Origin of the sequence: Alloyangia pacifica, from assembly GCF_900116195.1 — a bacterium.
Taxonomy (GTDB): Bacteria; Pseudomonadota; Alphaproteobacteria; order Rhodobacterales; family Rhodobacteraceae; genus Salipiger; species Salipiger pacificus.
In genome coordinates, this window is sequence record NZ_FOZW01000004.1 from 85496 (window position 1) to 109377 (window position 23882).

At 66.9% G+C, this 23882-nt stretch carries 23 protein-coding genes; 14 read left to right on the forward strand and 9 right to left on the reverse strand.

Annotated features, from left to right (window positions below):
- Nucleotides 1-5: 5 nt before the first annotated feature.
- The 3 genes from hemF to BM397_RS09925 all read left to right on the forward strand — a co-directional run bounded on the left by hemF (nt 6) and on the right by BM397_RS09925 (nt 2362).
- The gene (hemF, locus tag BM397_RS09915; RefSeq protein WP_092423454.1) at nt 6-896 is read left to right on the forward strand and encodes an oxygen-dependent coproporphyrinogen oxidase; all 891 of its coding nucleotides are present in this window, start codon (nt 6-8) and stop codon (nt 894-896) included.
- 147 nt (nt 897-1043) lie between these two features.
- Nucleotides 1044-1919 (forward strand): 50S ribosomal protein L11 methyltransferase, encoded by an 876-nt coding sequence (locus BM397_RS09920; RefSeq protein WP_092423456.1) that lies wholly within the window; start codon nt 1044-1046, stop codon nt 1917-1919.
- Nucleotides 1920-2017: 98 nt separating this feature from the next.
- Nucleotides 2018-2362: a hypothetical protein gene (locus tag BM397_RS09925; RefSeq protein WP_092423458.1), complete on the forward strand. Its 345-nt coding sequence runs from the start codon at nt 2018-2020 to the stop codon at nt 2360-2362.
- Nucleotides 2363-2487: 125 nt separating this feature from the next.
- On the opposite strand, the gene BM397_RS09930 is transcribed toward BM397_RS09925, so the two are convergent.
- The gene (locus BM397_RS09930; protein ID WP_092423460.1) at nt 2488-2754 is read right to left on the reverse strand and encodes a DUF1127 domain-containing protein; all 267 of its coding nucleotides are present in this window, start codon (nt 2752-2754) and stop codon (nt 2488-2490) included.
- Nucleotides 2755-3085: 331 nt separating this feature from the next.
- Here BM397_RS09930 and ruvC point away from each other — a divergent pair, with 331 nt between their 5' ends.
- The 4 genes from ruvC (at nt 3086) to BM397_RS09950 (ending at nt 6006) form a co-directional block, all read left to right on the forward strand.
- Complete coding sequence (ruvC, locus tag BM397_RS09935) at nt 3086-3574, forward strand: crossover junction endodeoxyribonuclease RuvC (RefSeq protein ID WP_092423462.1); 489 nt, start codon at nt 3086-3088, stop codon at nt 3572-3574.
- Nucleotides 3571-4242 (forward strand): Holliday junction branch migration protein RuvA, encoded by a 672-nt coding sequence (gene ruvA, locus BM397_RS09940; RefSeq protein ID WP_092423464.1) that lies wholly within the window; start codon nt 3571-3573, stop codon nt 4240-4242. The genes ruvC and ruvA overlap by 4 nt, the downstream gene beginning before the upstream one ends.
- 3 nt (nt 4243-4245) lie before the next feature.
- Complete coding sequence (gene ruvB, locus BM397_RS09945; protein WP_092423466.1) at nt 4246-5280, forward strand: Holliday junction branch migration DNA helicase RuvB; 1035 nt, start codon at nt 4246-4248, stop codon at nt 5278-5280.
- Nucleotides 5281-5382: 102 nt separating this feature from the next.
- On the forward strand, nt 5383-6006 hold the full coding sequence (locus tag BM397_RS09950) for a hypothetical protein (RefSeq protein WP_092423468.1): 624 nt from the start codon (nt 5383-5385) through the stop codon (nt 6004-6006).
- 2 nt (nt 6007-6008) lie between these two features.
- On the opposite strand, the gene BM397_RS09955 is transcribed toward BM397_RS09950, so the two are convergent.
- Both BM397_RS09955 and trpS read right to left on the reverse strand, forming a co-directional pair.
- Complete coding sequence (locus tag BM397_RS09955; RefSeq protein WP_092423470.1) at nt 6009-6911, reverse strand: homocysteine S-methyltransferase family protein; 903 nt, start codon at nt 6909-6911, stop codon at nt 6009-6011.
- 156 nt (nt 6912-7067) lie between these two features.
- Nucleotides 7068-8108 (reverse strand): tryptophan--tRNA ligase, encoded by a 1041-nt coding sequence (gene trpS / locus BM397_RS09960; protein WP_092423472.1) that lies wholly within the window; start codon nt 8106-8108, stop codon nt 7068-7070.
- A gap of 75 nt (nt 8109-8183) precedes the next feature.
- Here trpS and BM397_RS09965 point away from each other — a divergent pair, with 75 nt between their 5' ends.
- Nucleotides 8184-8870 (forward strand): rhomboid family intramembrane serine protease, encoded by a 687-nt coding sequence (locus BM397_RS09965; protein WP_092424051.1) that lies wholly within the window; start codon nt 8184-8186, stop codon nt 8868-8870.
- Nucleotides 8871-8880: 10 nt separating this feature from the next.
- Here BM397_RS09965 and BM397_RS09970 read toward each other — a convergent pair whose 3' ends face one another.
- Both BM397_RS09970 and murJ read right to left on the reverse strand, forming a co-directional pair.
- Entirely contained in the window at nt 8881-10368 is a 1488-nt protein-coding gene (locus tag BM397_RS09970; protein WP_092423474.1) for a phospholipase D family protein, read from the reverse strand.
- Between the two features lie 3 nt (nt 10369-10371).
- Nucleotides 10372-11916 (reverse strand): murein biosynthesis integral membrane protein MurJ, encoded by a 1545-nt coding sequence (gene murJ, locus BM397_RS09975; RefSeq protein WP_092423477.1) that lies wholly within the window; start codon nt 11914-11916, stop codon nt 10372-10374.
- A gap of 268 nt (nt 11917-12184) precedes the next feature.
- Here murJ and BM397_RS09980 point away from each other — a divergent pair, with 268 nt between their 5' ends.
- Together BM397_RS09980 and BM397_RS09985 are read left to right on the forward strand one after the other, a co-directional pair.
- Nucleotides 12185-13618, forward strand: a complete 1434-nt coding sequence (locus BM397_RS09980; protein ID WP_092423479.1) for a TrkH family potassium uptake protein — start codon at nt 12185-12187, stop codon at nt 13616-13618.
- 155 nt (nt 13619-13773) lie between these two features.
- Nucleotides 13774-15591, forward strand: a complete 1818-nt coding sequence (locus BM397_RS09985; RefSeq protein ID WP_092423481.1) for an amidohydrolase — start codon at nt 13774-13776, stop codon at nt 15589-15591.
- Between the two features lie 22 nt (nt 15592-15613).
- Here the strand turns inward: BM397_RS09985 and BM397_RS29680 are convergent, their stop codons facing one another.
- On the reverse strand, nt 15614-15742 hold the full coding sequence (locus BM397_RS29680) for a hypothetical protein (protein WP_256218750.1): 129 nt from the start codon (nt 15740-15742) through the stop codon (nt 15614-15616).
- A gap of 21 nt (nt 15743-15763) precedes the next feature.
- Here BM397_RS29680 and BM397_RS09990 point away from each other — a divergent pair, with 21 nt between their 5' ends.
- Nucleotides 15764-16006 carry a helix-turn-helix domain-containing protein gene (locus tag BM397_RS09990; RefSeq protein ID WP_092567382.1) on the forward strand — a complete coding sequence of 81 codons (243 nt, stop codon included), beginning with the start codon at nt 15764-15766 and terminating at the stop codon, nt 16004-16006.
- Between the two features lie 72 nt (nt 16007-16078).
- Here the strand turns inward: BM397_RS09990 and BM397_RS09995 are convergent, their stop codons facing one another.
- Complete coding sequence (locus tag BM397_RS09995) at nt 16079-17380, reverse strand: DEAD/DEAH box helicase (protein WP_092423485.1); 1302 nt, start codon at nt 17378-17380, stop codon at nt 16079-16081.
- Between the two features lie 466 nt (nt 17381-17846).
- On the opposite strand from BM397_RS09995, the gene BM397_RS10000 reads away from it, so the two are divergent.
- On the forward strand, nt 17847-18053 hold the full coding sequence (locus BM397_RS10000; RefSeq protein ID WP_066102486.1) for a cold-shock protein: 207 nt from the start codon (nt 17847-17849) through the stop codon (nt 18051-18053).
- A gap of 163 nt (nt 18054-18216) precedes the next feature.
- Here the strand turns inward: BM397_RS10000 and BM397_RS10005 are convergent, their stop codons facing one another.
- Complete coding sequence (locus BM397_RS10005) at nt 18217-21015, reverse strand: [protein-PII] uridylyltransferase (protein WP_092423487.1); 2799 nt, start codon at nt 21013-21015, stop codon at nt 18217-18219.
- The gene (locus BM397_RS10010; RefSeq protein WP_092423489.1) at nt 20975-22165 is read right to left on the reverse strand and encodes a penicillin-binding protein activator; all 1191 of its coding nucleotides are present in this window, start codon (nt 22163-22165) and stop codon (nt 20975-20977) included. The genes BM397_RS10005 and BM397_RS10010 overlap by 41 nt, the downstream gene beginning before the upstream one ends.
- A gap of 90 nt (nt 22166-22255) precedes the next feature.
- Between BM397_RS10010 and rsmI the strand changes: the two genes are divergently transcribed.
- Both rsmI and BM397_RS10020 read left to right on the forward strand, forming a co-directional pair.
- Nucleotides 22256-23119 carry a 16S rRNA (cytidine(1402)-2'-O)-methyltransferase gene (gene rsmI, locus BM397_RS10015; protein WP_092423491.1) on the forward strand — a complete coding sequence of 288 codons (864 nt, stop codon included), beginning with the start codon at nt 22256-22258 and terminating at the stop codon, nt 23117-23119.
- A 356-nt stretch (nt 23120-23475) separates the two neighbouring features.
- On the forward strand, nt 23476-23817 hold the full coding sequence (locus BM397_RS10020) for a YraN family protein (RefSeq protein WP_245696039.1): 342 nt from the start codon (nt 23476-23478) through the stop codon (nt 23815-23817).
- Nucleotides 23818-23882: the final 65 nt, after the last annotated feature.

Sequence of the window (23882 nt, forward strand, 5' to 3'; positions counted from 1 at the left end):
ACGACATGACCGACGAGTTCGACGCGCGCAAGACCCGCGCTTCGCAGTGGTTCCGCGCGCTGCGAGACGAGATCGTTGCGGCCTTCGAAGGGCTGGAAGACAGCCATTCCGAGGGGCCGCTTTCCGATCACGTCGCGGGGCGCTTCACTGTGACACCGACCGCCCGCACGGCCGACGATGGCAGCGATGCGGGCGGCGGTCTGATGAGCGTGATGCGCGGCGGACGGGTTTTCGAAAAGGTCGGGGTGAATGTCTCGACCGTCTACGGAACACTCGGCGCGGCGGCGCAGAAATCCATGGCAGCGCGCGGCGTGCCGGGGATCGAGGAAGACCCGCGCTTCTGGGCCTCGGGGATCAGCCTCGTTGCCCACATGCAGAACCCGCACGCACCCGCGGTTCATATGAACACCCGGATGTTCTGGACGCCGGGGGCGTGGTGGTTCGGCGGCGGCTCGGATCTCAACCCCTGCCTCGAGTACGATGAGGACACCGCGCATTTCCATGCCACGCAGAAAGACTACCTCGATCCGCACGGCGGTTCGCTCTACCCCGAGCTGAAGGCCTGGGCGGACGAGTATTTCTACATCCCGCACCGCAAGCGAGCGCGGGGCGTCGGCGGCATCTTCATGGACGACCGCAACACCGGCGACTGGGAAGCAGACTTCGCCCTCACGCAGGACATCGGCCGCGCCTTCCTGCCCGCCTACCTGCCGCTGGTCGAGAAGCGCCGCGTCATGGGTTTCGGCGAGGCCGAGAAGGACGCGCAGCTCGTTCACCGCGGTCTCTATGCAGAGTACAACCTCGTCTACGACCGCGGCACCAAGTTCGGCCTCGCCACCGGGCATGATCCAGACGCGGTGCTGATGAGCCTGCCGCCGCTGGCGAAATGGGTCTGATCCGCAGCTGATATTTTGATGCGCCCCGTCCCTCCGGCGGGGCGTTGCTTTTCAGGGCCCCGGGGACGTCTCCGGGGCGCATGCAGGCTGGCGCGCCACGCCCAAACCCTGTATCGGGCTGGCCAACCCCTGATAGGAGAGCACGACATGGCCAAGACCTGGACCGCCTTCACCAAGCTGAGCGACAAGACCGCCGCCGAGGCCCTGGGCGAGGCCATCGAGGAAATGGATCCGGAACCCACGGGCGTGGGCGTCTTCGAGATCGAAGACGGCACCGGCACTTGGGAAGTCGGCGGCTACTTTCTCGGAAAGCCCAACGATGTTGAGCTGGCGCTGCTCGCCGCGGCGTTCAACGCGGTGCCCTTCGTGATCTCCGAAGTGCCGGACCAGGACTGGGTCGACAAGGTGCGCCGAGAGCTGACCCCGGTCGAGGCCGGGCGCTTCTTCGTCTACGGCTCGCATGACGCCGACAAGATCCCCGAAGGCTCCGAGCCCCTGTTGATCGAGGCCGCCATGGCCTTCGGCACCGGCCATCACGGTACCACGCTGGGGTGTCTGCGCGCGCTGGACCGCCTGTCGAACGAGGGCATGGTCGGCCAGAACGTCGCCGACATTGGCTGCGGAACCGCGGTTCTCGGCATGGCCGCCGCCCGCATCTGGCCGAACCCGGTGATCGTGTCGGACATCGACGAGGTCGCCGTAGAGGTGGCCGAGGCCAACGTCCGCGCCAACAAGCTCGAGGGCAAGGTTCTCTGCGTCGAGGCCGCCGGATTCGGCCATCCCGACCTCGCGGCTCGGGCGCCCTTCGATCTTGTTTTCGCCAATATTCTCAAGCAGCCGCTGATCGATTTGGCCCCTGATATGGCAGCGCATCTCGCTCCGGGCGGCTACGCGATCCTCTCCGGCATCTTGATCCGGCAGGCCGACGAGGTCGTCGAGGCCTATGCTGCGCAGGGCATCGAGCTCACCCGCCGCGATGAAATCGGCGAATGGGTCACGCTCACGTTGCGCAAGCCTTCTTGATCGAAACGCGGCAAGATTGCCGCGTTTTCGCCTAAATTTCGCCTCCCTTTCCATACAAATACGCCACGTATTTGTATGGTATCGAGGGGTTTCGCGGTATGGAAAGCGCTCTGAAAAGTTTCGAGCGGCGCCAGCGGGCCGTCACGCAAAAGCATCGCAAGCTGGCGCAAGGTTACGTCACGAAAGTGAACCGCAACGGCGTGATCGAGCACAAGCCTATCCGCAAAGTAAAGACGCCGCCGCTCAGCGGTCTGCTGATCGCGCTGATCGGGTTTCTGGCGTTCAAGGGCGTGATGCTGGCCAATCTGGGCACTGCGAACTACGCTCAGCATGTCGAGGTGCTGGCGGAGGGCAGCGTTGCCGACAAGCTTGGTGCCTGGGTGCTGGGCGTTGATCCGGTCACGCTCTGGCTTGGAGTCCACCTGCAAACGCTGCTGGCTTGAGAGGATGTGATCGCGCCCGTCAGGGCGCCTGTCCATGCCGGGTGTCCGACATGCCGGGTACAAGACACGAGAAAGGCCGCTGTCCCGATCAGGACAGCGGCCTTTGTGCATGATTTCGCATGAAATCAGCGGCGGCTTGCGATGGCCGGAATATCGGCGCGGGTCAGGCCGATGTCGTCGAGTTCACGATCGGTCAGAGCCATCAGGCTCTTGCGGGTCAGACGGGTGTCGTTCCACTCGGCGATCATGCCGAAAAGGGTAGCGAAGAGGCCGGCCGAGCGGGGGGTCTCATCAGCGGCGACGGGCGCGAAGCCGGTGACGAAGACGTTCCCGATGCGGCCTGCCAGACCAGCGGCGCCGGAAGCGTCGCGCGAGTAGTCATAAGCAGCCATGGGTCAGTGTCCTTGTCCTGAAGTTTTTAAAGTGCCTGAATTCTGAGCGGGAGATAGAACCGCCGTGCAATTCTAACAACTGGTCAAAATTGCATGGGCGGTCTGCAGTTTTCACATAGCAAGCGAATTAAGCAAAATGCCTGAGAAATAACCCAAAAATCGGGCAGTCCGTGTCGCCTGAAGAGGCTGAAATGTCGCGTTTCGGGCCCGATCCGGCCACCTGTGTGCCTGTCGGAACGCAGGCGGAAAAATGCGCCAGTGCGAGGGCTTGGCGGATGTTCGCGTTTCGTGCTAATCCGGAGGCAGAAAAACAAGAACGGGCAGGCAGAAAATGCGGGTCATCGGAATCGATCCCGGCCTCAGGCACCTCGGTTGGGGGGTGATCGAGGCGGAGGGTAGCCGTTTGCGGCATGTCGCCAACGGCACATGCGATTCGGGATCGGGCACGCTCGCCGCGCGACTGCTCACCCTGCACGAGCAGCTGACCGACGTTCTGCACCGCTGGCAGCCCGAGATCGCGGCAGTGGAACAGACCTTCGTCAACCGCGACGGCGCTGGCACGCTGAAGCTGGGGCAGGCGCGTGGCATCGCCATGCTGGTGCCGGCGCAGTTCGGCTTGGAGATCGGCGAATACGCCCCCAACAAGGTCAAGAAAACGGTGGTTGGTGTCGGCCACGCCGAGAAGGCGCAGGTGGATCACATGGTCCGCATGCAGTTGCCGGGGGTTGTCATCGACAGCCCCGACGCGGCGGATGCACTGGCCATTGCCATATGTCACGCGCATCATCAGGGCGTGCAGAGAATGAAGGTGAAGGCATGATCGGACGGATCGCCGGACGGGTGGACTACAAGGGCGACGATCACGCGCTGATCGATGTCCGGGGCGTGGGGTACGTGGTCTATTGCTCCGAACGGGTGCTGATGACGCTGGCCCCGGGCGAGGCGGCGGCGCTCTACACCGACCTGCTGGTGCGCGAGGACCTGCTGCAGCTCTACGGCTTCCCCTCGCTGGTGGAAAAGGAATGGTTCCGCCTGCTGATGTCGGTACAGGGCGTGGGGGCCAAGGCCTCGCTCGCCATCCTCGGCACGTTGGGGCCGGACGGGGTGAGCCGGGCGATCGCGCTCGGCGACTGGAACGCCATCAAGGCGGCCAAGGGCATCGGCCCGAAGACCGCGCAGCGCGTGGTCAACGAGCTGAAGGACAAGGCGCCGATGGTCATGGCCATGGGTGCGGGGCAGGTGACGACGGCCGACGACGTGGTGATCGAGGAGACACCGGCAGCGACACCCGCGCCGGCGGCCCGCAAGTCCCCCGCGCCGAAGCCCAATGCCTCGGCGCAATCCGAGGCGCTCTCGGCGCTCGGCAACCTTGGCTACGCCCCGGGCGAGGCGGCTTCGGCCGTGGCGCAAGCGGCGGGCGAGGACCCCGAGGCAGAGACCCCCGCGCTGATCCGCGCCGCACTGAAGCTGCTGGCGCCGAAGGGATAATCCATGGTCGGTTCCGATCCCACCCTGCGTCCCGAGCCGCTGCCCGAGGACGAGGGCCGCGCGCTGCGCCCGCAGATGCTCGGCGATTTCATCGGCCAGGCCGAGGCACGTGCCAACCTGCGCGTGTTCATCCAGTCAGCCCGGTCGCGCGGCGAGGCGATGGACCACACGCTGTTCCACGGCCCGCCCGGCCTCGGCAAGACGACCTTGGCGCAGATCATGGCGCGCGAGTTGGGGGTGGGGTTCCGCATGACCTCGGGCCCGGTGCTGGCCAAGGCCGGGGATCTGGCGGCGATCCTGACCAACCTCGAGGCGCGCGACGTGCTCTTTATCGACGAGATCCACCGGCTCAACCCGGCGGTCGAGGAGGTGCTCTACCCGGCGATGGAGGACTTCGAGCTCGACCTCGTCATCGGCGAGGGCCCCGCCGCGCGCACCGTGCGGATCGAGCTGCAGCCCTTCACGCTGGTTGGCGCGACGACGCGCCTCGGCCTGCTGACCACGCCGCTGCGCGACCGCTTCGGCATTCCGACCCGGCTGCAGTTCTACACCGAGGAAGAGCTGCACGAGATCGTCTCGCGCAACGCGGCCAAGCTCGGGGTGCGCGCCGAACCCGAGGGGGCGCGCGAGATCGCCCGCCGGGCACGGGGCACGCCGCGGATCGCCGGGCGGCTGCTGCGCCGGGTGGTTGATTTCGCCGTGGTCGAGGGCGGCGGCGTTGTCTCCCGGGAGCTGGCCGATGGCGCGCTGACCCGGCTCGGGGTGGACCAGTTGGGCCTCGACGGGGCGGACCGGCGCTACCTGACCCTGATGGCGGAGAATTACTCCGGTGGTCCGGTGGGCATCGAGACCCTCTCCGCGGCGCTCTCGGAAAGCCGCGACGCGCTGGAGGAGGTGATCGAGCCCTACCTGCTGCAGCAGGGGCTGATCCAGCGCACCCCGCGAGGGCGGATGCTGGCGCAGCGGGCCTGGGATCACCTCGGCCTGCCGATGCCGCGCCCGCAGGGGCCGGGGCAGGGCACGCTCTTCGACGGCTGACGCGCCGCCGGACTTGCGCGGAGGCGCCCGGCATGGCAGGTGGAGCGCCGCGCGGCGGGTGTCGTGCTTTGCGTATTTGTCAAAGAGAAGAAGGGGCGAGCCATGGACGCGGCCGAGGTCGAAGCGCTGTTTACCCGCGAGGACGGGTCCTATCTCTGCGCGCGCTGGGGGCGGCCGCTGGTGCCGATCGTCTTCGGCATCGAGGATGCGACGCTCTCGGTGGTCAAGGGCGCCTTCGAGGTGGTCTGCGCCATGTCGGGCCACAAGATGGCCGAGCATGACCCCGAGCTCGGCGCAAATGTCATGGTCTTCTTCTTCCGCGACTGGGCCGAGCTGCTGGAGTTGCCGGACCTCGGACGGATGATCGACGGGCTGCCGGAGATGGTGGCGCGGCTGCAGGGAAGCGGCGCCAACCAGTACCGGGTCTTCCGTTTCGACAGAGACGGCTCGATAAAGGCGGCCTTTGTCTTCCTGCGGATGGATGAGAGCCTGTCGCAGATGCCGGCCGAGGATCTGGCGCTGGCGCAGGTGGCGCAGGTGATGCTGACATGGGGCAACGGGGCCTTTGCCGCGCGCTCGCCGCTGGGCCGGCTCGAGGACGGGCGGGTGGTGCTGCGGCCGGAGATCGGCGCGCTGATCCGCGCCGCCTATGATCCGGTGATGCCGGTGGCGGCGCAGGACGCCAGCCATGCGCTGCGGCTGGCGGCGCGCACCGGGCTCGGCTGACCCTAGGCTGACACCCGCCGGGCGATCTCGCGCAGATGGCGCAGATCGGTACCGCAGCATCCGCCGAGCACCCGCAGCCCCGGATGGCTGCGCTGCAGCGCCGCGAGCTGGATGCCAAGCTCTTGCGGATCGCCATCGTCCAGCTCTTCGCAGGCGTCGAGTTCCGCGTGGCTCTGGCGCGAGGCATTGGCGACGATGCCGGCCAGATGTGCCTCCCATTCGCCGCCGTCGAAGGCCTCGGCGATGTGATCTGGGTGGGCGCAGTTGACCATGATCGCCACTGGGTCCGCCGCACCGGCAAGGCGCTGCACCGCCTCGGACAGCAATGTGCCGTCGGCGAGACGCCCGTCGGTTTCCACGGTGAAGGCGATGAGCGCGGGAATGCCCGCCTCCTCGGCCGCCCTTGCGATGCCGATCGCCTCGCCCGCCGCGCCGAGCGTATAGGCGCTGACCATGTCGGCTCCGGACTCGGCGGCGGCGCGGATCTGTGGCCCGTGGTAGGCGGCGGAGGAGTCGGCGGCGGCCATGCCGGGCTGGTAGCCGTCGCCCTGCGGGCCGATCTGCACGCTGATTCGGGTGGCGACCTCGAGATGGCTCGCAGCCATCTCGCGCAGCAGTGCCACCGCCTCCTTGGTCACGCGGATCAGATCATCGGCAGCGTATCCAACGGGTGCGGCGCGGTCGGGGTTGGCCATCCAGGTGGGCGTGTCGAGGATGATCCCCGCACCGGTCTCGCGACCGATGGCGATCAGCGCCTCTGCATAGCCGCGCAACCGGGCGCGTCCCTCGGTCTCGTCGACCATCGGGAAGGCGGCGAAATGCGGAAGGTCTACGCCGTGGTTGAAGATCAGGTCGGTCTCCATCCCGGTCCAGGCTATCCAGGTGCGGTCTGGGGTGAGCGTCATCGCGCAGGTCCTCCCTCAAGCCCGAGGCGATGGCAGGCAGTGTAGCACGAAAATGCGGAGATGCCGCCGTCCGGGTGAGACCGTGGCGGAAAAGCGAAGGGCCGCCCCTTCGGGCGGCCCTGCGTCCAGGTCTCAGGCGTGGATCAGCGTCCCTCTTCAGGCCTTGGCGCCGACCATGCCGACGATTTCGTAGGTCTTCTGCAGGATCGGATCGGCGATGGCACGGGCGCGGTCGCTGCCGGCCGCGAGGATCGCGTCGATCTGTGCCGGGTCCTGCATCAGCCGGGCCATCTCGGTGGAGATCGGCGCCAGCTTGTCGACCGCCAGATCGACCAGCATCGGCTTGAACTCCGAGAACTGCTTGCCACCGGCCATGGCGAGCACCTCGTCGACGCCTTGCCCGGAAAGGGCGGAATAGATGTTGACGAGGTTCCGTGCCTCGGGGCGTCCTTCGAGGCCCTTGACCTCCGACGGCAGTCCGTCCGGGTCGGTCTTGGCCTTGCGGATCTTCTTGGCGATGGCATCGGCGTCGTCGGTCATGTTGATGCGCGAGGCGTCCGAGGGATCGGACTTCGACATCTTCTTCGAGCCATCGCGCAGCGACATCACACGCGTGGCCGCACCCTCGATCACCGGCTCGGTCATCGGGAAGAACTCGGTGCCGTAGTCATGGTTGAACTTAGCGGCGATGTCGCGGGTCAGCTCGACGTGCTGCTTCTGGTCCTCGCCCACGGGCACGTGGGTGGCGTGGTAGAGAAGGATGTCGGCGGCCATCAGCGCGGGATAGGCGTAGAGGCCGAGCGAGGCCTTTTCTGCATTCTTGCCGGCCTTGTCCTTGAACTGGGTCATCCGGTTCATCCAGCCGAGGCGGGCGACGCAATTGAAGATCCAGCCGAGCTGGGCGTGGCCGGCGACCTGACTCTGGTTGAAGAGGATCGACTTTTGCGGATCGAGGCCAGAGGCGAGGTAGCCCGCGGTCAGCTCGCGGGTCTGCCGGCGCAGCGCCTCGGGGTCCTGCCAGACGGTGATCGCATGCATGTCGACGACGCAGTAGATCGTCTCGATCCCGCTGTCCTGCATGTCGACGAAACGCTTGATCGCGCCAAGGTAATTGCCCAGCGTCAGCCCGCCCGAGGGCTGGATGCCGGAAAACACGCGCGGCGTGAAAGCGGAATTGTTGTCGCCCGCGTCGGACATGGGCTTCCTCCGTCTGGAAATTCGGTCTGGGCTGGCTTACCCATGGCCCGACATGCCGTCAAGAAAGAGGCCACAATGGCGCATAACCACAATGTCTCGCCGTTCAATTCGATGCCGCCCGCGATCGTGGCGCTGGCGCTGGTCATCGTCGGGGTCGAGCTGGCCTTCTCGCTGGGCGCGCGCGGGCTGCTGGGCGGGCCGGGCGCGGTGGGCTGGCGGCTCGACGCGCTACAGCGCTTCGCCTTCTCAAACGAGATCTGGCACTGGATGCTGGCCTCGGGGCAATTCCCGGCCAAGCACCTGCTGCGCTTCTTCAGCTATCCCTTCGTGCACGCCAGCTTCAGCCATGCGCTGTTTGCCGCGGTGATGCTGCTGGCGCTCGGCAAGATGGTGGGGGAGGCGCTGGGAACCCTGCGCACGCTGGCGATCCTTGCGGTCTCGTGTTTCGGCGGGGCGCTGGCCTACGGCTTCGTGAGCACGCCGATCCCGCTGATCGGGGCTTTCCCGCCGGTCTACGGGCTGATCGGCGGCTTCACCTATCTGCTGTGGCTGCGGCTGGGGCAGATGGGCGCGCAGCAGGCGCGGGCCTTCTCGCTGATCGGCATCCTGCTGGGGATCCAGCTGCTCTTTGGCCTGCTTTTCGGCGGCAGCCTCGATTGGGTGGCGGACCTGGGCGGCTTTGCCTCGGGCTTCGTGCTGACCATGGTTCTGGTGCCGGGCGGTTGGGCGCGGCTGCGCGAACGGCTGCGGCAGCGCCGCTGACCGGGCCGGATCAGAACATGTCCGCGGGCAGGATCGGCAGGGCGCGAGAGAATTTTCGCCCCGCCGCCTGCGGATAGGGCAGGATGAAGCCCTCGCGGTCCTGCGGCGGATGCGCCGCGTTGGACAGCGCCGCCTGACGCCAGGTGCGGGCGGCGACGGGATCGTGTCCGTTGAGGTGATCGCCCAGCCAGGTCTTCGCCAGCCGGCGCTGCAGGTCGTGCACCGCGTCTGGCTTGCGGAACAGCACCGAGGCTTCGGTGTCCCAGCGCAGGCTGCGCCCATTGAGATTGGCCGAACCGACCATGCCGGCGCGATCATCGACAAGCATCACTTTCGAGTGCACGTAGATCGGCCCGGATCCGAGCAGGTCGGGGATTTCCTTGGGTGAGTCCTCGTGCTGCCCGGGAGAGACGATGGCAGCGCGGTCGCCGAAGGCCTTCTGCACCTTGGTGACGGCCTCGGTCTGTAGGGCGTGGCCGTGGCGGGTGTCCCAGCCATCGTTGCCCTCGTAGAGCACCCGGTCGGGAAACGAGGGCATCAGCAGCACCAGTTGCAGTCCCGGATTGCGCTCGCCGGCCTTGGCCAGCGCGTCGGCCACCGGACGGTGCCGCAGGAACTGCGTCTCGATGTAGATGTTGCGCTGCGCCTCGCCGATCATCGCGATCACCGCCTTCTCGTGCTCGACGATCGCGGCGCGGGGCGAGAGGCGCGCGACGCCCGGGCAGGGAGCCGAGAAGGTGCGCACCAGTCGCAGGTCCTGCGGTGCCTGCGGGCGCTTGCCGTTCCCGCGGCGCTCGGCCTTGCCCGTCACGCAGGGCGTGCCGCAATCCAAGGCCGCGTTCCAGCAATCATCGAAATGGCCGCGCAACGCCCCCGAGAAATCGGGATCGTCCACTTGCATCGACACGTCGTGCCAGGTCTCGTCGGCGGGGCGATCGTGGTCGGGGGTGTCGAAGCGGCGCTCGTTGATGTCGAGCCCGCCGATCACGCAGGCCTTGCCGTCGGCAACGGCGAACTTCTGGTGGATCGTCACCGGCCGCAGCAGGACCGCGCCCTTGAGCACCGTGCGCTGCACGGGGGTGAGCGAGGTCTGCTCCTCTTGGCGCAACTCGTTGATGTAGCGGGCGATCTTGCCGCGCATCGCCCATCGCCAGAGCCAGCCTGCGTTCTGCCCGTGGGGGGCGCAGAGGATCTGTACGTCCCCCGTCACCCGCTCGGCAAAGCCCGAGGCGGAGCGCCATGCATTGCGGTGCAGCGAGGAGGTGAAGACCGGATCGAAGTCGGAGATGATCATCCGCAGGGTCACGCCCCGGCGCGCCACGTCGGCCAGCAGGTCGGCCCAGTCGTCCATGCCCTGTTCTCGCAACTCGGGGCTGCGCAGCTTGGTTTGCGGGTCGAGGATGCGGAAGCTCATCACCAGCTCGTCCTGTGCGGCATGGCAAAGCCGTTCGAGGGCGGGGAAACCCTCGGCAGCGGTGATCAGCGATGTCAGCGTCATGTGTCAGCCCTTGCGGCGGAATGCGGTTCTGAACTCGGACAGGCGGAAGGCCCCCACGGCCTGACCGGCGATGCCGTAAGAAACGATGCCGACACCAATCAGACCGACGAGCGCAAGTCCCCGCCAGTAGCTTCTCTCAAGCAACGGTCCGAGCGCCAGCATGGTTCCCCAGAGAATTGCCCCCATGATCGCAGCGGCCAGACAAATGCGCAGGATGCGCTGGCGGAAGCGGGCATCGAACCGCGCGACCTCACCCAGCTTGCGCCCGCCCCAGGCGAGCTGCGCCACCATGGTCCAGGCGGCGACGGTGGTGGCGATTGCGGGCGCGTACCAGCCCAGCACCGGCGCGAGGCCGATGGCGAGTACCGCATTCACCCCCATGCACCAGAGCGCGTAGTAGAAGGGCGTGCGCGTGTTCTCGCGGGCGAAGAACAGCGGCTGCAGCACCTTCTGCATCACGAAGGCGGGCAGGCCGAGCCCGTAGAGCGCCACGGCGAAGGCGATGGCCTGCGCGTCGGCGACGCTGGTCGCACCGCGCTGGAACAGCACAGAGACGATCGGGAAAGGCACAACCACCAGCGCCACGGCGGCGGGCACGGTCAGTGCCAGCGACAGCTCGCCGGCGCGGGAGAAGGCATGGCGTGCGCCCGCATCGTCCTGCGCCTTCAGTCGGCGCGACAGGTCCGGCAGCAGCACGATGCCCACGGCAATGCCGACCACGCCGAGCGGCAGCTGGTAGAGCCGGTCGGCAGCGTAGAGCCAGCCCACCGCCTTTTCGAAGGTCGAGGCGACCTGCTGGCCGACCAGCAGGTTGACCTGCATGACGCCGCCCGCCAGCGCCGCCGGGATGGCGACGCGCACGAGGCGCTTCATGTCCTTGGTCCAGACCGGGCGACCGGGACGCAGGCGGATCCCGGCGCGTTCGGCAGCGAACCAGACCAGCGCGAGCTGCGCCACCCCGGCAAAGGGGATCGCCCAGATCAGCCACTCCACGATTTCGCCGCCGAGCATCTTGCCGGCGACCATGGCGATGATGACGAAGATGTTCAGCAGCACGGGCGCGGCGGCGGCGGCGGCGAAGTGACCGGTTGCGTTCAGCGCGCCGGAAAAGAGCGCGGCGAGGGAGATGAACAGGATATAGGGGAAGACGATGCGGCCATAACCGACCGTCAGGTCGAAACGCGCGTCACCCACGAAGCCGCCGGCGGTCGCCCAGACCAGCGCCGGCATGAAGATCAGTGCCAGCGCCGAGATCACCAGCAGCACGAAGGCCAGCCCGTTCATTGCGTCGCTGCCGAACTTCAGCGGGTTCTCTTCGCCCTCGTACTTCTTGGAAAAGATGGGGACGAAGGCCGCGTTGAAGGCGCCCTCGGCAAAGAACCGGCGGAACATGTTGGGCAGGCGGAAGGCAGCCACGAAGGCGTCCATCACCGGGCCCGGTCCGATGTAGGCGAGAATGAAGATCTCGCGGGCCACGCCGAGCACCCTGCTGGCCAAGGTCCAGAATCCGACCGTGAGAATGCCCGAGATCAGGCGGATGGGTTTCATGCTGCTGCTGCCTCTGCGCGTCTTCTTGAGCGCCAGAGGTAGACTATCGCAGGGGGCCTAGGAAGGGGGCACGTCGGATGCGCGACCCCTGCACAATGCATGCACACGCGGGGGTTTGCCGGTCGCGCCGGCCACGTCATGCGGCTTCGGGCGGCGTTGCGGATTGCCCGCCGGCCAAAAGTCGAGTTGAATTTCCCCGGCCCGCGCTGCATGGCTTCGGGGTCGACGCGGCGTCAGCGCCGGACCGGCAAGTCGAGAGTTAGCCGTCATGTCCTTCATCTATTTCATCAACGGTCTGGTCTGCGTGTTCTTCGCGCTGCTGATGGCGCTGGTGGCAATCCTGTTCCCCGATACCGGCGCCACCTTCGGCATGTCGGCGGTGCTGGTGGGCATGGTCGGCGGCGGGGTGAGCCTGTCGACCTGGTCCGACTTTCTCGACATCAACCGGCTGCACACCTTCCTGCTGACCTCCTCGGTCTGGGTCACCGCCGCCATCGCCGGGGCGGTGCCGCTGTGGCTTTGGGGGCTGACGCCGGTGGACGCGGTCTTCGAGGCCATGTCGGGGATCACCACCACCGGCTCGACGGTGATGAGCGGGCTCGACGAGACGCCGCGCGGCGTGATCCTGTGGCGGGCGCTGCTGCAGGCGGTGGGTGGGGTCGGCTTCATCGTCACCGGCATCGCCATGCTGCCGCTGCTGCAGGTGGGCGGCATGCAGCTCTTTCGAACCGAAAGCTCGGACAAGGGCGAGAAGGAGCTGCGCAACGCGGCCTCCTTCGCCTCGGCCACGCTGCGCATCTACCTCGGGCTGATGGCGCTCTGTGCCTTCGTCTACCTTGTCGGGGGAATGAACACGTTCGACGCGATCACCCACGCGATGACCACGCTCTCGACCGGCGGCTACTCGGGGTACGACGCCTCCTTCGGGCATTTCACCAGTCCCTTTCTGCAATGGGCCTGCACGATCTTCATGCTGCTCGGGGCGCTGCCCTTCGCCTGGTACCTGCGCATCGTGCTGAGGGGGGTGATCCGCAGCGAGCAGGTGGCGGCGATGGTCCGGTCACTGGCCGTGGTGATCAGCGTGCTGACCGTCTGGCTGGTGCTCGACGAGGGCATGGCGCCCTTCGAGGCGGCGACGGCGGTGGCCTTCAACGTGGTCTCGGTGGTGACGACCACCGGCTATGCCACCACCGACTACACGCTCTGGGGGCCCGTTGCCGCCGTGGCCTTCTTCCTGCTGACCGCGGTCGGTGGATGCACCGGCTCGACCGCCGGCGGGGCCAAGGCGATGCGCTGGCTGCTCTTTGCCCGGGCGCTCAAGGCCAAGATGCAGACCATCCGCGCGCCCCATGCAGTCACCGCGATCCGCTATGAGGGCGCGCGGGTGGACGAGGACGTGATGAAGGGCGTGATCGTCTTCATGATGTTCTACGGTCTGACCTTCGGCGGCTTCACCGTCGTGCTCGACTTCATGGGGCTGGACTTCGAGACCTCGGCCAGCGGCGCGCTGACCGCGCTCGCGAATGTCGGGCCGGGGGTGGGGCCGATCATCGGCCCGGCGGGCAACTTCGCCACGATGAGCGATCCGGTGAAGCTGGTACTCTCGTTCGCCATGTATCTCGGGCGGCTGGAAATGATCACGGTCTACGTGCTGCTCACACCGCTCTTCTGGCGCGAGATCGGCGACCTGCGACGCAGCTGATTTACATTGAACGGTCTGCTGTCGGTGATGTGCCAGGGGCACACTACGGGTGACGCAAATATTACCCCAAGCTAGGCTTCTGTAGCGGCGTTTAAGGCGCTGCCGATTCGCGTGATGATTGTGCGCGGGTACGAGCGTTTCTGGAGGGATTTTCGATGCGGATTGCAACTTGTGGTGCGGCGTTGCTGCTTGGGACTGTACTGGCCTCCGGCGGAGCGCTGGCGCAGGAGATCGCCGACACGATCTATTCCGGCGGGCCGATCCTCACCATCGACGACGCGGCGCCCACCGCCGAGGCGGTTGCGGTGAAGGACGGGATGATCCTCGCGGTCGGGACAATGGAGGAGGTCTCGGCGCTGCAAGGCGAGGGCACCGAGATGTTCGAGCTTGGCGGGCGCGCCATGCTCCCGGGCTTCGTCGACAGCCACGGCCACGTGGTGATGGGCGGCATCCAGGCGCTTTCCGCCAATATGCTCGCCCCGCCCGACGGCGACGTGACCGACATTGCCAGCCTGCAGCAGGGGCTGCGCGACTGGATGGCGGACAACCAGGCGGTGGTCGACTCGGTGAACCTGATCATCGGCTTCGGCTATGACAATGCGCAGCTCGCCGAGCTGCGGCACCCGACGCGGGACGAGCTCGATGCGGTGTCTTCCGAGGTGCCGATCATGATCATTCACCAGTCGGGGCATCTTGGCGTCGCGAATTCCAAGGCGCTGGAGATCGCCGGGATCACCGAAGCGTCGGAAAACCCGCCGGGTGGCGTGATCCGGCGAGGCGAGGACGGGGCGCCCAACGGGGTTCTGGAGGAATACGCCTTCTTCGGTACGCTGGTGCCGCTGCTGAGCCAGCTCGGACCGGAGGGCTTCGAGACCTTTGCCAAGGCGGGGGCCGAGATGTGGGCACGCTTCGGCTACACCACCGGGCAGGAGGGGCGCTCGAGCGCCGGCAACGTCGCGGCGCTGAAGGCGGTGGATGCGGCGGGAGATCTGCTGATCGACGTGGTGGCCTTTCCCGATGTGCTGGAGGCGCGGGATTTCATCGAGGCGAACGCGTCGCAAGAGTATGATGGCCACGTGCGGGTGGGCGGCTGCAAGCTGACCATCGACGGCTCGCCGCAGGGGTTCACCGCGCTGCGCGACCGGCCCTACTACGACCCGGTCGGGGACTACCCGCCGGGCTACAAGGGTTATGCGGCTGTCACCGAAGAACAGGTCAATGACTCGGTCGACTGGTGCTACGGCAACGGCTTCCAGATCCTCACCCACGCCAATGGCGAGGGCGCCTCGGACATGCTGATCGCGGCGATCGGCGCGGCGGAGGAGAAATACGGCCCGCCGGTCACCCGCCCGGTGCTGGTGCACGGCCAGTTCCTGCGCGAGGACCAGGTGGACAGCATCCAGAAGCTGGGCATCTTCCCCTCGCTCTTCCCGATGCACACCTACTACTGGGGCGACTGGCACCGCGATCACACCGTCGGCCCCGTCAATGCCGACAATATCTCGCCCACCGGCTGGGTGCGCGAGCGCGGCATGATGTTCGGCTCGCACCATGATGCGCCGGTGGCCTTCCCCGACAGCATGCGGATCCTTTCGGCCACGGTGACAAGGCGCACGCGTTCGGGCGATATCCTCGGCCCGGCGCAGCGGGTGAGCGTGATGGAGGGGCTGAAGGCGCTGACAATCTGGCCGGCCTGGCAGCATTTCGAGGAGGACCGGAAGGGCTCGATCAAAGTCGGCAAGCTGGCGGATTTCGTGATCCTGTCGGACGATCCGACAGCGGTGGACCCCGAGACGCTGGCGCAGCTTCGGGTGCGGGTGACGATCAAGGACGGCGCGGTGATCTACGAGGCGCCAAAGGACCTGCCGGAGGGCGAGCAGAAGACCGAGCTGCGCGACCGACCGTTCCTCGGCGATCCCGAGATGGGGCACGAGCTGCTCGATGCGATGTATGCGGCGATGAAGCTCGAGTGACGCGCGAGGCGGGACGTGGGGATCAGAATTTCCAACTGGTGACCGTCCCGCCGAGCCAGAAGATGTCCTCGTCGCAATCTTTGTCAGCGAGGAGGCGGAATTCGGCGACGAAGCGGCCGCCGAACTGCACCAGCTGGTGTGCCGTTCTCACGGGATGCTCAGTGAGAGAAAAGTGCTCGGAGCGAAACTCCTCGAGGCGCCGGAGGGCATTTCGCTCGGGATGACCTGTCAGGAGGTCTGCGGCATGCTCGGTATCTCACGAACGGCGCTGAAGTTCAGATTGTCTCGCGTGCGCGATGCCCTGGGGGTGGAAAGCAACCTCGAAGCGGTGCGCACCGCGATTTACGCCAGCTTGATCGCGGGCACACCCCACGTCGAGACGACCCGGGTGGACGAAACCATCAGCGTCTGGTGACGCTGCGGGGAACGGGCCCTGGTCTAGATAGAAAAGGCGCGGAGGAGCTCCGCGCCTTTCGCTGTTTCGGGATCAGGCCGAGGCGTGTGCCTTGCCGCGGCCACCGCCGCCGCCGCCACCGCTGCGCCGGCCACGCCCGCCGCGCGGGCGACGCGCGCCGCCGGGCTTTCCGGCATTGCCGCCGGGCTTGCCGCCGCCGGGGCGGCCGCGACCGCCACCCGCACTGCGCTGGCCGCGCGCCGGCTCTGCGGGGCGCTCGCCGCCGAGCGTGGTGATCTGCTGGCCGATCAGCTTCTCGATGCCGCGCAGGTCCGCCATTTCCTCGACGCCGCAGAAGCTGACGGCGCGACCGTCACGCCCGGCGCGCGCGGTGCGGCCGATGCGGTGGACGTAGTTGTCCGCCACGTTCGGCAGGTCGAAGTTGTAGACGTGGCGCACGTCGGGGATGTCGATGCCGCGCGCGGCGACGTCGGTGGCCACCAGCACGCGCATCTCGCCCTTGCGGAAGGCGTCGAGCGCGCGGTTGCGCTGACCCTGGCTCTTGTTGCCGTGGATCGCGCCGACGGCGAAACCGGCCTGGTCGAGCTTGCGCGAGAGCTTCTCGGCGCCGTGCTTGGTGCGGCAGAAGACCAGCGCCAGCTCGTCGCGGTGATCATCGAGCAGCCCGGTCAGGGTCTCGATCCGTTTCGGCGTCTCGACGAAGATCACGGACTGTTCGATCTTGTCGGCGGTCTTGCCCGGAGGGGCAACCTCGATGCGCACCGGATCGTTGAGGTAGGCGCTGGCGATCTCGTTCATCTGCTTCGGCATGGTGGCCGAGAAGAGCAGCGTCTGGCGCTGGCTCGGCAGGTCGCGGGCGATGCGGCGCAAGGCGTGGATGAAGCCCAGGTCGAGCATCTGATCGGCCTCGTCGAGGACGAAATGCGTCACCTGGTCAAGCTTCAGCGCGCCCCGGTCCATCAGGTCGATGAGGCGGCCCGGCGTGGCGATCAGCAGGTGCGTGCCCTTTTCGAGCTTGCGCGACTGCACGTTGATCGAGTTGCCGCCGACCACAAGCGTCAGGCGCAGGTGCGCGCCGGTGAGCACCGACGACAGCGTGTCGTGGATCTGTGCCGCGAGCTCGCGGGTCGGGGCGAGGATCAGCGCCTGCGCCGATTTCGGCGCGCAGCGCTGCTGGCTGGCGAGCAGCGCATCTGCGATCGGCAGACCGAAGGCGAAGGTCTTGCCGGTGCCGGTCTGCGCGAGGCCCATCACGTCGCGGCCGGCGAGGGCCTCGGGGATGGCCTGGGTCTGGATCGGGGTCGGCTTGGTCAGGTTCTGCTCGGCAAGGCGAGCGAGAAGGGCGGGGCGGAGCCCCAGCGTGTCGAATGTCATGAAAATCCTTTCGGGGAGGGCCGCGAGGGGCCGTCGCCGTCTGTGCGCCTTTGCGCGGGAGGAGATGTGCAGCGGGCTGCGATTGGACGCACGGGCCGGATTGCCCGAGTGCCGTAATCGCAAGAACTCCTTCGCGAGGCCGGACCCATGGGAGGGTGCCAACGGCGGGAAATCTGGCATCGCAGGCGCGGGGCGTTTGGCCCCGGGCTGGTAAGGAACCGGCGATCACGAGCAGCTAAATGGGGGGAAACCGTGCGAAAGTCAATGCGCCGGCATGACGGGGCGGTATGCGCGGGGAACGGCCCGTCGCGGCCCGCATGATTATGGCCGTTGCAATTTCCGGCGAAAGGCCCCATCTACGGGGGGCTACTGAATTTCGTTTCCTGATTCCTCCACGGCTCAGCATTCGACGTTGAGACGCCAGGTCGCTGCGCTTTGTGGGCGACACAGATAGAGGAATACAACCATGGCAACTGGTACCGTTAAGTGGTTCAACACCACCAAAGGCTTCGGCTTCATCGCACCCGATGGTGGCTCGAAAGACGTTTTCGTGCACATCTCGGCTGTTGAGCGTTCGGGCCTCACCGGTCTCGCAGACAACCAGAAAGTTTCTTTCGACATCGAAGCAGGCCGTGACGGCCGCGAGTCGGCAGTGAACCTGGAACTGGTGTAAGCCGGTTAAGGCGGGCTGCGGCCCTGCCGAAAGATTTGAAGAGCGGGCCTGCGGGTCCGCTCATTTGCATTTGGGGGCGCAGAAAGCGCATTGCGGGCCGGGTGATCGCCTGTCCGTGGACTGGCGATCACCCGGCGGCCTTCTGGCTTGAGTCCGGGCGGTTCTACACCCCCGCCCGCTGCGCCCCCGCCGCGATGGCGTCGCGCAGCTTGCGTTCCAGCATCTTCTGCTTCGACGGGGTGAAGTACTTCAGACCGAACATGTCCTTCACGTAGAAGGTGTCGACCACCTGCTCGCCGTAGGTCGCGATGACCGCGGAGACGATGTAGACGTGGCTTTCCGACAGGGTGCGCGTCAGATCGTAGAGCAGCCCCGGACGGTCGCGCGTATCGACCTCGATGATCGTGTAGATGTCCGAGCCCTCGTTGTCGAAGCTGATCGAGGTGGGAACCTTGAAGGCCTGTTCGCGCTTCTTCAGCTTGCCGCGCTGCTCGATGGCCTCGCGCGGACGGACCTCGCCCATCAGCGTCTTGCGGATCATGTCGCGCAGGCGGGGCAGGCGGGCTTCCTCGTAGGGCGAGCCGTCGGCATCCTGGATCCAGAAGGCGGCGGTCGCATAGCCGTCCTTCGAGGTGAAGGTGCGCGCATCGACCACGTTTGCCCCGACCAGCGAGAGCGCCCCGGCGAGCCGGGCGAAGATGCCCGGGTGGTCCTGCAGGGCAAAGCAGGCGCGGGTGGCGTCGCGGTCCTCGTCGGGGTGGATGTCGATCTTGATCTCGTCATCCTTGATGTCACGCAGCAGCCGGGCAAAGACCTCGTGCGCGGTCAGATGGAGCCCCTGCCAGTAGGACTCGTAGTGGCGTCCGGTCTCGGCACGCAGCTCCTTGGAGTCCCAGTCCGACAGCGCCTCGCGCAGCGCCTTCTTGGCCTCGTTGCCGCGGTTCTCGCGGTTGAGCGCTTCCATGCCATCCTCGAGCCCGCGGCGGGTCTGGCGGTAGAGCGCGCGCAGCAGCGCCGCCTTCCAGTTGTTCCACACGTCCGGCCCGACTCCGCGGATGTCACAGACGGTGAGCACGGTCAGCAGGTCGAGCCGCTCGCGCGTCTGCACCGCCTTGGCGAAGTCGCGCACCGTGCGCGGATCGGCGATGTCGCGCTTCTGCGCCATGTCCGACATCAGCAGGTGGTAGCGCACCAGCCATTCGACCGTGGCGCTCTCCTGCTTGCTCAGGCCGAGCCGCGGCGCCACCTTGCGGGCGATCTGCGCACCGAGCACGGCGTGGTCCTCGTCGCGGCCCTTGCCGATGTCATGCAGCAAGAGCGCGGTGTAGAGCACCTTGCGGTTCACGCCCTCGCGCAGGATCTCGGAGGCGACAGGCAGATCCTCGGTCAGGTCGCCGTGTTCGATCTGCGACAGGTTGCCGATGCACTGGATGGTGTGCTCATCCACCGTGTAGCTGTGGTACATGTTGAACTGCATCATCGCCACGATCGGCTCGAACTCGGGGATGAAGGCGGCCAGCACGCCAAGCTCGTTCATCCGCCGCAGCGAGCGTTCGGGATTGCCGTGCTTCAGCAGCAGGTCCATGAAGATGCGCTGCGCCTCGCGATCCTGGCGCATGTCCTCGTCGATGAGATGCAGGTTGGCCTTCACCAGACGCATGGCATCGGGGTGCAGCAGCAGGCCGGTGCGCAGCCCTTCCTCGAAGAAGCGCAGCAGGTTGATCTTGTCGGACAGGAAGGCGATCGGATCGACGATGGCGAGCCGGTTGTGCACCACCTCGTAGCCGTCCTTCACGTTGGGGCCGCGCTTGAACATGCGCAGCAGCAGCGGCGCGTCCTTCTGCTGCTCGGATTCCAGCGAGGTGAGGAAGATGCGGGTGAGATCGCCGGTCGATGTCGCGTGGCGGAAATAGTCCTGCATGAACCATTCCACCGCGCGGCGCCCGCCCCGGTCGTGATAGCCCATGCGGTCCGCCACCTCGACCTGCATGTCGAAGGTCAGCTGCTCGACCGCCCGCCCGGCTGCGAGGTGAAGATGGCAGCGGGTGGCCCAGAGGAATTCCTCGGCGCGGTAGAAGGTGCGGTATTCCTCGGGACGGAACACGCCGAGGCGCACGAGGTCCTCGGTGTCGTCGGTGTGATGGACGTATTTGGTGATCCAGTAGAGCGACTGCAGGTCGCGCAGCCCGCCCTTGCCCTCCTTCACGTTGGGCTCGACCACGTAGCGCAGCCCGTGCTTGCGATGGCGGTCCGAGCGTTCCTCGAGCTTGGCGGCGACGAAGGCGCGCTCGGTGCCCTTGAACAGGTCGTTCCAGAGCCGCTCTTCCAGCTCGTCCGCCAGCGGCTTGTGGCCGGTGATGTAGCGATGCTCCAGCATCGCCGTGCGGATGGTGAAATCCTCGGCGCCGAGGCGCAGGCAATCCTTCACCGTGCGCGAGGAATGCCCGACCTTCAGCTTCAGGTCCCAGAGCATGTAGAGCATCGACTCGATGACGCTCTCGGCCCAGGCGGTGATCTTGTGCGGGGTCAGGAACAGCAGGTCGACGTCGGAGAAGGGGGCCATCTCGCCGCGGCCGTAGCCGCCCACCGCGAGCACCGAGAGACGCTCGCCCTTGGTCGGGTTCGGGTTGCGATGCAGGCGCTGGGTGGCGACGTCGAAGCAAATGCGCACCAGCCCGTCGGTGACCCAAGTATAGGCATGGGTGACGGGAAAGGCATTGTGCGGCTGGCGGGCGAACTCGCGGGCGATGGTCTCGCGGCTCTGCTTGCTGGCCTCGCCGAGGATTTTCACCACGGTTGCGCGAATGGCGCCTTCGCCGCCCTCGTCGGGGAGGGCGGCGAAGACGCGGGCACGAATGCCCGCGATGTCGAAGATCTCCTCTGCCGGGGCGATCAGGTCGTCCGGCAGGATGTCGGGGGTGTCAGTAGCCGGCGCCGGAGAAACTGGAGGGGGCAGGGTCAAGAATCGTTACCTGGCTGTTCTGGATGGTGGCGACGGCGAGACCACGCTCGTTGGTGCCGTCCGATTTCAGCCTGAATACACCGCCGGTGCCTTGGAAACCAGCGGCTTGCGTCAGCGCGCGGCCGGTGAGGGCATCGCTGCGACCCTGCGCGACCAGCGCACCGACTGCGGCCACGCCGTCGAAGGCGAGCCCGGCCAGCGGGTGCGGCTCGGCGCCATAGGCCCCGCGGTAGCGGGCGTTGAAGTTCCGCTGCATCGCCTGGTCGGGCATGGTGAACCACGCGCCCTGGGCACCGGGATAGGAGAACAGTTGCGGCGCCACGTCCCAGCGGGTCAGGCCGATGTACTGGGTGACCGCCGGATCGACGCCGGACTCGGGCATCAGCTGCAGCAGCAGAGGCATGGCGGCATTGGTGGCGTCCGAGGTGATGAAGACCGACTGCGCGCCGCTGCTGCCGATGATGCTGCTCATCGATTGCGCGGTGGTGGTGACCCCCTCGACGCTGAGCGGGTAGGGCTGTTCGGCCACGACCGAGACGCCGTTGCGCGCGGCGGCCTGGTTGATGGCGGTGCGCCCGAATTCGCCCGGCACGTCCTGCGAGTAGAGCACGGCGACGGAGTTGACGCCCCGACGCGTGCCGAAGCCCATCAGCCGGTCGGCGGTATTGGTGAAGGTCGGTCCGAGGATGAACAGATTGCCCCCGGCGATGCTGGCATTGTTGGAGAAGGCCAGAACGTTCACGCCCTCGTCGGCGACCATCTTGGAGGCCTCGACGGCAGCCTCGCCACGCAGCGGGCCGAGGATGATCCGCGCGCCCTCGTCCACCGCGCGCTGCGCCTGGGCGGCGGCCTGGGCGGGCTGGCCGGCGGTGTCATACACGGCGAGGTCGATCTGCGCGTTGCCGAGGTCGGCGATGGCGAGACGTGCGGCGTTCTCCAGATCGCGGGCGACGGCCGCAGCGGAGGGGTCGGATTGCGGCACCAGCAGCGCCACGCGCACGGTCTGGCCAGGGTCGATGCTCGGGCCACCGCTGCTGGCGGACCCGAGATCGGTCATGCTGGAGACGTCGCAGGCGGCAAGCAGCGCGCCGGTGGCAAGCACGGCGGCAGGGCGCAGCGCCTTGCGGGCGCGGGCGAAAAGGGCGAACATTGGTGGCTGGCTCCCTCGTTGACGCCCAAGCGGTTCTTCCGCATGAGCATTTGGGAGCAATCATAGTACAGCGGGGGATCGGGTCCAGTGATGAATCCCGAAAGAAGCGGTTTGGTGCCGGGGCTCTACCTGGTTTCCACGCCAATCGGAAACGCGCGCGACATCACGCTGCGGGCGATCGACGTGCTGCGCGCCGCAGACGTGCTGGCGGCGGAGGATACGCGCAGCCTCAAGCGGCTGATGGAGATCCTCGGCATCCCGCTCGGGGACCGGCCCTGTCTGGCCTATCACGACCACAACGGTGCGAAGATGCGACCGCGGCTGATGGCGCTGATGGCAGAGGGAAAATCCGTTGCCTATGCTTCGGAGGCCGGCACGCCGATGATCTCGGACCCGGGCTTCGATCTGGCGCGGGCCGCGCGCGGGGAGGGGCACCTGGTGACCGCCGCGCCGGGCGTCTCGGCGGTGGTTACCGCGCTGACCCTGGCGGGGCTGCCGACAGATCGCTTTCTCTTTGCCGGCTTCCTGCCCAACGCCAAGGGTGCGCGGCGCAACGCGCTGGCGGCGCTGAAACAGGAGGCGGCCACGCTGGCCTTCTACGAGTCGCCCAAGCGCCTGGGAGCGATGCTGGCAGATGCCGCAATGGCGCTCGGCGGGGCTCGGCGCGCAGCCGTCTGCCGCGAGTTGACCAAGAAGTTCGAGGAGGTGCGCGAGGGCACCTTGGAAGAGCTTGCCGAGGTCTATGCCGAGACCCCGCCGAAAGGCGAGATCGTGGTGCTGATCGGCAAGGGAGATTCGGAAAAAATTAGCGAATCTGATTTAGAAGACGAATTGTCTGCAGCACTTGACGAAATGTCTGTGCGGGATGCCGCCGACTATGTTGCGCAGGCCAATGGGATCGCGCGTCGTCCGGTGTATCAGCTCGCGCTCAAGCTCGCGAAGGCGCGCGGCTGAGGACGCCCGGGACTGTCCGGCCCTGTGCGCCGCTTGGGCAGGGCAGGGGTGAGGCGTGCAATGTTTATGATGCGCAACGTTTGATGCGCAACGTTCAAGGTGCGCGAAGTACTTGGCGTGCAGTCTGCGTGCCTCCGCCACAGGTGGCGGTACAGGCAGGTCCGAAGCGTGCGGGTCAAAGCTGCGTGCAAACGGCAGCGGAAAGAGCGGCAACGGCAGGGGAGGGAAAAGGGAGCGACATGTCGGTTCACCCGTCTCAGATGGAGTTTGATTTCGCCGCTCCCGTGGCGGTTCCCGTGTCCCTTCCGCCGCGCCGATCCGCCGCGGAAGAGCGGCGTCGGCAGTGCCGCGGGGAAATGAGCTACCACGCCGGTCTGGCAGCGGAAACGCAGGTCGCGGCTGACTACGAAAGGCGCGGGTATCCTCTGTTGCGGCGTCGCTGGCGCGGCCGTAGCGGTGAAATCGACCTGGTGTTTCGCGACGGGGAGGGTTTCGTCTTCGTCGAGGTGAAGGCAAGCCGGAGCTTCGACCAGGCGCTGGAGCACTTGCGCTGGCGACAAATCCGCCGGCTTCAGAAAAGCGCGGAGGAATTCGTCGGCACGCAACCGCTCGGTGCGCTCAGCGCGATGCGTTTCGATGTGGCGCTGCTGGACCGGCACGGGATGATCCGGGTGATCGAGAAGGCGTTCGGCCCATAGGCTTCGCGCGGGATCGGCGCTGGCATTGCGCCTTGCGCGCCGCTGCGCCATGTATGGCGAAAGCC

Bases quoted from the DNA above. Each gene is read 5' to 3' on its own strand.
- BM397_RS09970 (WP_092423474.1), bottom strand. From the start codon at position 10,368: ATGACGCTGACATCGCTGATCACCGCTGCCGAGGGTTTCCCCGCCCTC.
- BM397_RS09980 (WP_092423479.1), top strand. From the start codon at position 12,185: ATGTCCTTCATCTATTTCATCAACGGTCTGGTCTGCGTGTTCTTCGCG.
- murJ (WP_092423477.1), bottom strand. From the start codon at position 11,916: ATGAAACCCATCCGCCTGATCTCGGGCATTCTCACGGTCGGATTCTGG.
- BM397_RS10020 (WP_245696039.1), top strand. From the start codon at position 23,476: ATGAGCTACCACGCCGGTCTGGCAGCGGAAACGCAGGTCGCGGCTGAC.
- BM397_RS09985 (WP_092423481.1), top strand. From the start codon at position 13,774: ATGCGGATTGCAACTTGTGGTGCGGCGTTGCTGCTTGGGACTGTACTG.
- hemF (WP_092423454.1), top strand. From the start codon at position 6: ATGACCGACGAGTTCGACGCGCGCAAGACCCGCGCTTCGCAGTGGTTC.
- rsmI (WP_092423491.1), top strand. From the start codon at position 22,256: ATGAATCCCGAAAGAAGCGGTTTGGTGCCGGGGCTCTACCTGGTTTCC.
- ruvB (WP_092423466.1), top strand. From the start codon at position 4,246: ATGGTCGGTTCCGATCCCACCCTGCGTCCCGAGCCGCTGCCCGAGGAC.
- BM397_RS09995 (WP_092423485.1), bottom strand. From the start codon at position 17,380: ATGACATTCGACACGCTGGGGCTCCGCCCCGCCCTTCTCGCTCGCCTT.
- BM397_RS09950 (WP_092423468.1), top strand. From the start codon at position 5,383: ATGGACGCGGCCGAGGTCGAAGCGCTGTTTACCCGCGAGGACGGGTCC.
- BM397_RS09925 (WP_092423458.1), top strand. From the start codon at position 2,018: ATGGAAAGCGCTCTGAAAAGTTTCGAGCGGCGCCAGCGGGCCGTCACG.
- BM397_RS09920 (WP_092423456.1), top strand. From the start codon at position 1,044: ATGGCCAAGACCTGGACCGCCTTCACCAAGCTGAGCGACAAGACCGCC.
- BM397_RS10010 (WP_092423489.1), bottom strand. From the start codon at position 22,165: ATGTTCGCCCTTTTCGCCCGCGCCCGCAAGGCGCTGCGCCCTGCCGCC.
- BM397_RS09955 (WP_092423470.1), bottom strand. From the start codon at position 6,911: ATGACGCTCACCCCAGACCGCACCTGGATAGCCTGGACCGGGATGGAG.
- BM397_RS10000 (WP_066102486.1), top strand. From the start codon at position 17,847: ATGGCAACTGGTACCGTTAAGTGGTTCAACACCACCAAAGGCTTCGGC.
- ruvC (WP_092423462.1), top strand. From the start codon at position 3,086: ATGCGGGTCATCGGAATCGATCCCGGCCTCAGGCACCTCGGTTGGGGG.
- trpS (WP_092423472.1), bottom strand. From the start codon at position 8,108: ATGTCCGACGCGGGCGACAACAATTCCGCTTTCACGCCGCGCGTGTTT.
- BM397_RS09965 (WP_092424051.1), top strand. From the start codon at position 8,184: ATGGCGCATAACCACAATGTCTCGCCGTTCAATTCGATGCCGCCCGCG.
- BM397_RS09930 (WP_092423460.1), bottom strand. From the start codon at position 2,754: ATGGCTGCTTATGACTACTCGCGCGACGCTTCCGGCGCCGCTGGTCTG.
- ruvA (WP_092423464.1), top strand. From the start codon at position 3,571: ATGATCGGACGGATCGCCGGACGGGTGGACTACAAGGGCGACGATCAC.